The sequence below is a fragment of the Clostridium sp. CAG:43 genome (assembly GCF_000434655.1).
GTDB lineage: Bacteria > Bacillota > Clostridia > Lachnospirales > Lachnospiraceae > Otoolea > Otoolea fessa.
The window spans coordinates 39,540-44,574 of the sequence record NZ_FR895099.1; the positions used below are offsets into that span (position 1 = coordinate 39,540).

5 protein-coding genes are annotated in these 5,035 nt (G+C 45.5%); all 5 read right to left on the minus strand.

The genetic code is table 11. The features are described 5' to 3' along the window. Positions 1 to 132: 132 nt before the first annotated feature. On the minus strand, positions 133 to 429 hold the full coding sequence (locus QVO97_RS08755) for an OadG family protein (protein WP_022359955.1): 297 nt from the start codon (positions 427 to 429) through the stop codon (positions 133 to 135). Between the two features lie 466 nt (positions 430 to 895). Next, positions 896 to 2,596: a glutamine--tRNA ligase/YqeY domain fusion protein gene (locus tag QVO97_RS08760; protein WP_022359956.1), complete on the minus strand. Its 1,701-nt coding sequence runs from the start codon at positions 2,594 to 2,596 to the stop codon at positions 896 to 898. Between the two features lie 259 nt (positions 2,597 to 2,855). After that, positions 2,856 to 3,284, minus strand: a complete 429-nt coding sequence (locus QVO97_RS08765; protein WP_022359957.1) for a flavodoxin — start codon at positions 3,282 to 3,284, stop codon at positions 2,856 to 2,858. 41 nt (positions 3,285 to 3,325) lie between these two features. Continuing rightward, complete coding sequence (locus QVO97_RS08770; protein WP_022359958.1) at positions 3,326 to 3,895, minus strand: DUF3793 family protein; 570 nt, start codon at positions 3,893 to 3,895, stop codon at positions 3,326 to 3,328. A gap of 222 nt (positions 3,896 to 4,117) precedes the next feature. Further along, complete coding sequence (locus QVO97_RS08775; RefSeq protein ID WP_022359959.1) at positions 4,118 to 4,966, minus strand: YitT family protein; 849 nt, start codon at positions 4,964 to 4,966, stop codon at positions 4,118 to 4,120. Between the last annotated feature and the right edge of the window lie 69 nt (positions 4,967 to 5,035).

A 5,035-nucleotide genomic window follows, 5' to 3' on the forward strand; every position in this document is an offset into this window, starting at 1 on the left:
CCGTAACGCGGCATTGGCTCGTATGCATCGATTCTTTCAAGTTCTACTTCGTACTGTTTTCCATTGAGGGTAGCCGTATACTTCATAACTGCTCTAACCTTCCTTTCGATTTCCTTTCATTCCTGTTTCTCATTACTTAACTTCTGTCACGCTCAAGATCTTAAACTTGTCTGTCGGCAATCCGAGGTCATCCCCGATCGTTGCCATCAGCACGGCAAGTAATTCCTTATCAGCTTCGTCCGACACAGCCGGTGCTGCTTTCTGTGCTGCGGCCGGGGCCTTAGCACCATCAGAAACAACGGAGCGGAGAATCTTGGAAATTACCATAATTGCCAGAGCCAGACAGATCAGAGCCAGGAAAACTACCGAAAGACCCAGCAGAGAAACGATAACTGACTGCCCGAAAGGCATAGTTGGTTCAGTCCACATTGTGCATTGCACCTCCTTATTTATTTTAGGTTCTGCTTTCTTTGTGAAAAATTATACTTATAAAATTCCACCAGTAAGATTCCGTATTGTGGAATGCATTCCATTTTTGAAAGCAATTTATAAGGGGCTTTTCCCCTTAACTGTAACAAGTGAAGCCACAGATTGACATGATCAGCTCACTTTACTTAAATTATAACAGTAACCCCCCTGATTGTCAACCAAGCCTTTCATAAATTATGCACAAAAAGCAGGGTGTTTTATTAGCAAAAACAACCTGCTTTTTATAGGTTATTACTACATTTTTCTACATTTTTCTTAATAACCCCCGGAAGAATCGCCAAGACCTCTCAAGCATTTTGCTCATATTCTAAAATGTATTCTGAAAGTCCCGTTCTCTCCTTTTTTCATCAGAACAAAGCCGCTTTTTTCTGTATTTTTTTATACATTTTCAAGATTTGTCCTTGATTTATTTCGGAAGCTTGAAAGAGCTCTTCAGCGAAACAATCCGGTTGAAAACCGGTTTGCCCGGCTCGCTGTCGCGGCAGTCCACGCAGAAGTATCCATTGCGGACGAACTGAAAGCTCTCAAATGGTTTTGCCTCTTTCAGACCCGGCTCTAAGTAACACTCCTTCAGAACGCGCAGGGAATTCGGATTTAAGTTCAAGGTTCCATCTGCATTGAGTTTGCCCTTTTCTTCGTCTACCAGGTTTTCATAGAGACGTACTTCTGCTTTCAGTGCAGTCTGTGCTGCTACCCAGTGAATCGTACCTTTTACCTTTCTCGCATTGAAGCCGGAACCACTCTTCGTCTCCGGATCGTAGGTACAGTGAACAACCGTTACATTGCCGTCTGCATCTTTCTCGCATCCGGTGCAGGTAACAAAGTACGCGTTCATCAGGCGGACCTCATTGCCCGGGAAGAGACGGAAGTATTTCTTCGGCGGTTCTTCCATAAAGTCCTCGCGTTCGATGTAAAGTTCTCTGCCGAATGGAATCTTTCTGGAACCAAGTTCCTCGTTCTCCATATTGTTTGGTGCATCCAGCTCCTCGATCTGTCCTTCCGGATAGTTGTCAATGACAAGCTTGACCGGGTCAAGAATTGCCATCACACGGGACTTCTTTAATTTCAGATCCTCGCGCAGGCAGTACTCTAACATTGCACTGTCGATGGAATTATCTGCTTTGGAGACACCTGCCAGCTCTACAAAGCGGCGGATGGATTCCGGCGTGTAACCTCTGCGGCGCAGCGCTGCGATGGTTACCAGACGCGGGTCATCCCAGCCATCTACAATCTTATCTTCTACCAGTTTCTTGATATAACGTTTTCCGGTAATGACATTGGTCAGATACATCTTCGCAAACTCAATCTGGCGCGGCGGGTTCTCAAACTCGCACTCTTTTACGACCCAGTCATAGAGCGGTCTGTGATCCTCAAATTCCAGCGTACAAATCGAATGCGTGATGTGCTCAATCGCATCCTCAATCGGATGAGCGAAATCGTACATCGGGTAAATGCACCATTTGTCCCCGGTGTTGTGATGATGCATATGGGCTACACGATAAATAACCGGATCACGCATATTGATGTTCGGGGATGCCATATCAATTTTCGCACGCAGTACCTTTTCGCCATCCGCATATTTGCCTTCTTTCATCTCCTCAAAGAGCTGTAAGTTCTCCTCGATGCTGCGGTTGCGGTATGGGCTTTCCTTACCAGGATTGTTAAAATCACCGCGGTACTCGCGGATCTGATCAGCTGTCAGATCGCAGACGAATGCTTTTCCCTTTTTAATAAGAAGAACTGCACACTCATACATCTGCTGGAAATAGTTGGATGCAAAAAACAGGCGGTCCTCAAAATCAGCGCCCAGCCATTTTACATCCTCGATGATCGACTCAACAAACTCTGTCTTCTCTTTCGTCGGGTTGGTGTCATCAAAACGGAGATTGAATTTTCCGTTGTATTCTTTTGCCAGTCCAGAGTTCAGAATAATCGATTTAGCGTGTCCAATATGAAGATATCCGTTCGGTTCCGGAGGAAATCTCGTCTGGACATGATCGTAAACGCCTTCTGCCAGATCTTTGTCAATCTCGCGCTCGATAAAATTCTTGGAGACAGTCTCTTCCTTCTCCTCTCCCTCTGCCAATGGTTTTTTATTTTCTTCCATATACATTCCCTCCGTTGTTTCTTTTCGTAAATTGATACTGTTGTTTGAGTCAAATCAAACAGTTTTATTTTTTATCATATCACATTTTGGAGTTTTCGAAAAGGGGATATTTGCCCACAAAAAAGGAAGCGCCGCGGGAGGACACTTCCTTTTCTGATTTTCAATTTTTAAGCATCTTTATTATGGCAATTTAAGATGTCCTGCGTTCGCAGGTAATTGTACTTCTTCTTATTATATATGTGTTTTTATGCGATTCTGCTTATGCGTTTGCAAGAGCCTCGCCCAGTGCCTCGCACTCAGCACCTGCTGCCTCGTCCGGCGTTGCGTTGCAGATTACCGGCTCGCAAGCCATGGTTACGCCCAGGGTCATGCAGTCGCTCTCCCAGGTACGCATCCACTCGCCGTCGCCCCATCCGTAAGAACCGAATAATGCAATCTTTTTGCCAGAGAGAACCGGGCTAACCTCGTCGAACATCGGCTGGAACTCAGACTCCTCTAACTGTTCAGCTCCCATGGACGGGCAGCCAAATGCGATTCTGTCATACTCGCCAGCTTTGTCAGCGCCAAACTCTGCGGAAGTAAATAAATCAGCCTCGCCACCCGCTTTCTTAACGCCCTCTGCTACGTAATTTGCCATAGCCTCTGTGTTTCCTGTTCCGCTCCAGTATACAATTGCTACCTTGCTCATTTTTATTTCCTCCTTGTGAATAATTTACTTACTTAGATTTATTATGCGGCTTTTACAAGCTGAATAATCGGTGTCCCCTGACGGTATTTCTCCCGACACACTTCCGTGCATTCCCGGTATGAATCAAACCGCCGTTTTGCTTCCTGCGGGTCGCCATACGTCTTCCAGTAACCGCTGCAGGTATAATTTTTTCCCTGATTTTCAATGAATCCAACAACATCCTCAAGCGGATACCCCAGGAAAATGCCAATCTCATGTGGAAAATCATGTTCCAGACAAAGCCGGTTGGAAAGCTGCCTCAAAAAGCCATCGACCGTCTTCTTCATCTGGTAACCAGACTTTTTTAAAAAGTGCTGTACAGATATTTTACCCAGAATGAAGCGAAGCCATTCCTCGCGGTACACCAGAATCAGAAACGCGCCCGTCCGGCTGCACTCTTTAAGCGCCCGCACCTGAAGCCCCGACGGTTCCAGTTCCCGGTTCCAGAAATCAAGCGCTTCCAGGAGTTTATCACGGTTCTGCGGCTGATAGCGGAACAAGTTCGACGGTTTGATGCCACGAAGAGTCGGCGCACACACCTCTACGAATACTTCTTCAAACAACCGTTCCATCTTTCTGCCTCCTGACTGCTTCTCTTAGTTAGCCATATCTACCTTTAGTTAGATATGGCTAACTATCTTTTAAAAAATAAAAGGCTTTTTCTGCCTTCTATTTTCCTTTTCGCGAGTTAGTCTTATCTAACTTCAATGAGACTATATCATGAATCACTTACCACGTCAAGCAAATTTTGTTCATTTTTGCTTACTGAGTTTTTTTATCAGTAACATCATTTTCTATCTTTTGGGACGATAAATAATCTCATTCACCGCATACACCGTCACAAATGCCTTCGGATCTGTTTTTAATATATACGGCATGAGCTGTGCATATTCGTTTTTATCTACGATCGTGATAATTTCCGTCTTCGGCTCATTGTCAAACGCGCCGAATCCCTGATAGATCGTCGCGCCGCTGTGAAGCGTATGCAGGATAAACTGGCGTATCTCTTCTTCTTTTTCCGAGATAATGCAAACTCTCTTTTTCAGATTCAGACCGAAAATAAAATGATCCAGCACAATTCCGTTTAAGTATGTGCCCAGAATGCCCAGCACCACCAGTTTTTTATCGCTGAAAAACACGGATGAGAGCGCCACACACATGCCTGGAAGCGCCATCGCTTTTCCCAGCTCCATATGGAAATATTTGTTTAAGAGCTTTGCCACGATGTCCAGACCGCCCGACGAGGCATTCATCCAGAACAAAAGAGCCAGACCAACACTGACAACAAAGATATAGCAGACCGTATCCATCATCGCATCCTGGTTGAGCGACACAAAATCCGGGAAAACCTGCTCAAACACCCACAGAAAAACCGGCAGAATCAGTGACGTATACACCGTCTTGACGCCGAACTCGCGTCCGATAAAAAGAAAGCCCACCACCAGAAGCGCCGCATTTAAAATAAAGGTCAGCACTGAAATCGGCAGCGGTATCACATTTCCCAAAAGCATCGCCAGACCAGAAATACTTCCCACCGATACACCGCTCGGAATCAGAAAGAAATAGACGGCTGCCGCCACGACAAAGGTCGCCGCTGTGATCATTGTGTACTCCCTGATTACGCGCATGGACTTTTTTTCCATAACTTAAAACCTCCTCATATTACAATTTCGCGCGAGCGCGCATCTTTGGCACGTTAGTGCCTTTTTGTG

What these genes read in the sequence shown, in the direction of transcription:
- QVO97_RS08770 (WP_022359958.1), bottom strand. Translation starts at nt 3,895, where the DNA reads ATGGAACGGTTGTTTGAAGAAGTATTCGTAGAGGTGTGTGCGCCGACT.
- QVO97_RS08755 (WP_022359955.1), bottom strand. Translation starts at nt 429, where the DNA reads ATGTGGACTGAACCAACTATGCCTTTCGGGCAGTCAGTTATCGTTTCT.
- QVO97_RS08760 (WP_022359956.1), bottom strand. Translation starts at nt 2,596, where the DNA reads ATGGAAGAAAATAAAAAACCATTGGCAGAGGGAGAGGAGAAGGAAGAG.
- QVO97_RS08765 (WP_022359957.1), bottom strand. Translation starts at nt 3,284, where the DNA reads ATGAGCAAGGTAGCAATTGTATACTGGAGCGGAACAGGAAACACAGAG.
- QVO97_RS08775 (WP_022359959.1), bottom strand. Translation starts at nt 4,966, where the DNA reads ATGGAAAAAAAGTCCATGCGCGTAATCAGGGAGTACACAATGATCACA.